General features: G+C 61.0%; 1 protein-coding gene, 2 pseudogenes and 1 other annotated feature. Of the genes and pseudogenes, 2 read left to right on the plus strand and 1 reads right to left on the minus strand.

Going from position 1 to position 1,840, the window contains the following annotated elements; translation table 11 throughout:
• A pseudogene (locus H0485_RS21165) lies at positions 1 to 137 on the plus strand (IS6 family transposase); the annotation flags it as partial.
• A gap of 46 nt (positions 138 to 183) precedes the next feature.
• Positions 184 to 1,425 carry a recombinase zinc beta ribbon domain-containing protein gene (locus tag H0485_RS21170; protein WP_226937860.1) on the plus strand — a complete coding sequence of 414 codons (1,242 nt, stop codon included), beginning with the start codon at positions 184 to 186 and terminating at the stop codon, positions 1,423 to 1,425.
• Here H0485_RS21170 and H0485_RS21175 read toward each other — a convergent pair.
• Positions 1,338 to 1,730 (minus strand): annotated as a pseudogene (locus H0485_RS21175) (IS3 family transposase); the annotation flags it as partial. The gene H0485_RS21170 and the pseudogene H0485_RS21175 overlap by 88 nt on opposite strands.
• Positions 1,638 to 1,755 (minus strand) — a sequence feature (AL1L pseudoknot). (Overlaps the previous pseudogene by 93 nt.)
• Positions 1,756 to 1,840 lie beyond the last annotated feature (85 nt).

The following is a 1,840-nucleotide window of genomic DNA, read 5'->3' on the forward strand; positions in this document are numbered from 1 at the left end:
GGTTTCTCGCCGCCCATGACCAGATCAACGCTATCTTCAAACCCCGCCGCTATCGCCTCACCGCCAACTCCTATCGTCATGCAAGGGCAGATGCGTTCAGCCTCTGGGACGACTATGCCCGCGAGATAACCGCGTGACCGGCTTCACACAGACAGCAACACACCAGGTGAAAATAACTTGGCAATGCCCCTGAAGAACCCTGCCTATGCAGGCGCCTTCGTCTACGGTCGAACCCGGATGCGGGACAATATTCGCACGGATCGCACTCCGGCGAAGATCGCACGACCGATCGACGACTGGCGGATCGTCGTCAAAGATCGCTATCCAGCCTACATCGACTGGCCGACCTATGAGAAGATCCGCAACATCGTAAGCGACAATCGGGCCGAATATATGCGCACCAAGACGAGAGGCGCCCCTCGCGATGGCGAACTTTTGCTGCACGCTATCGCCTGGTGTGCGCGGTGCGGCCACAAGATGTATGTCCGTTACAAGGGCGGCGGCGAGTATGTCTGCAACCACTTACGCTCCCATGCGGGTTTGCCCACCTGCCAGCACATACGGGCCGCCCGCGTGGACGCCGCCGTGGCCGACGCTTTCCTGACCGCGCTGGCACCCGCCGAAGTCGATGCGCTGTCGCGCGCCCGCAAAGCCCAGAGCCAGGTAGAGTTGGCGCTTCGCACGAACGCCGAACGCGAAGTCGAACGCACACGATACGCTGCCGCTTTGGCGCAACGGCAATTCAATCGTGTCGATCCGGATAACCGTCTTGTTGCCGCAGAACTGGAGCGTCGCTGGGAGACCGCGCTCATAGAGGTCCGGGCAGCCGAGGCAGCCCTCGCCGAACAGACGGCAGCGCGACCGAGCCCTCAGCCGCCCATGGGCAAGGCTCTCGAAAGCAAGGTCGTGGCCCTTGCCGGCCGCCTTCCTCAGATCTGGGCAGACCCAGCCACCACGGATGCTCATCGCAAGGCATTGCTGCGCTGCCTTGTTGAGAAAGTAGTCCTTGACCGTGGAGCGTATGACATCACGCTCGTCCGTATCGTTTGGCGCGGCGGGGCAGTGACCGAACTCAACGTGAAGATGAGGGTGAACTCGGTGGCAAAGCTTAGCCGCGGCCAGGAGATGCATGATCGCGTGCTCGAACTCGTGCGGGCTGGGATCCCTGACGACGAGATCGCCAATATCCTGACCAGCGAAGGGCATCGCTCACCAAACAGCGCCGACAGGGTATTGCCGATCACCGTTCAGCGGATCCGGTTTGCCGCAGGCATTAAGGTGGCAGTTCAGCGCACTAAATGGTGCCATGCACCAGGCATCCTCAGCGCAAACACACTGAACTGTCGGTTTACTTTGTCCAGCGGACAAGGCGCCTTCTTGTCCGGGATCGTCGTCCTGCACGGCTTGCCACGAATAATGCCTTGAATACCCATGCTCCTCATCAGTCTCGCCACCGTGCATCGGGCAACATCAAAGCCCTCGCGGCCTAGCTGTCGCCAGATCTTGCGCACGCCATAGACCCGCCAGTTCTCCTCGAACACGCGCAAGATCTCCGGGCGCAGAGCTGCGTCCCGGCGCGCCCGCTCCGACAGGCGTGCCGGATCGGCCCGCTTGGCCAAGTGATTGTAATAGGTGGATGGGGCGATCGGCAAAACGTTGCAGATCGGCTCGACCCCATGCGTGCCACGATGGGCATCAATGAACCCCACCATTACTTCGACCGGCGGTCGAGTATCCGTCTTGGTCAAGGGCGTTCAGGCAGCCAATCTCGGCCCTCGCGCAGCAAGGTGTTTGCAAGGATGATGATGCGTCGCATGATGGCGGTGATGGCTACTTTCTT

The organism is Pseudogemmobacter faecipullorum (assembly GCF_020539525.1).
Classification (GTDB): Bacteria; Pseudomonadota; Alphaproteobacteria; order Rhodobacterales; family Rhodobacteraceae; genus Pseudogemmobacter; species Pseudogemmobacter faecipullorum.

Excerpts from the sequence above, each read along its gene's own strand:
- H0485_RS21170 (WP_226937860.1), top strand. The coding sequence starts at position 184 with ATGCCCCTGAAGAACCCTGCCTATGCAGGCGCCTTCGTCTACGGTCGA.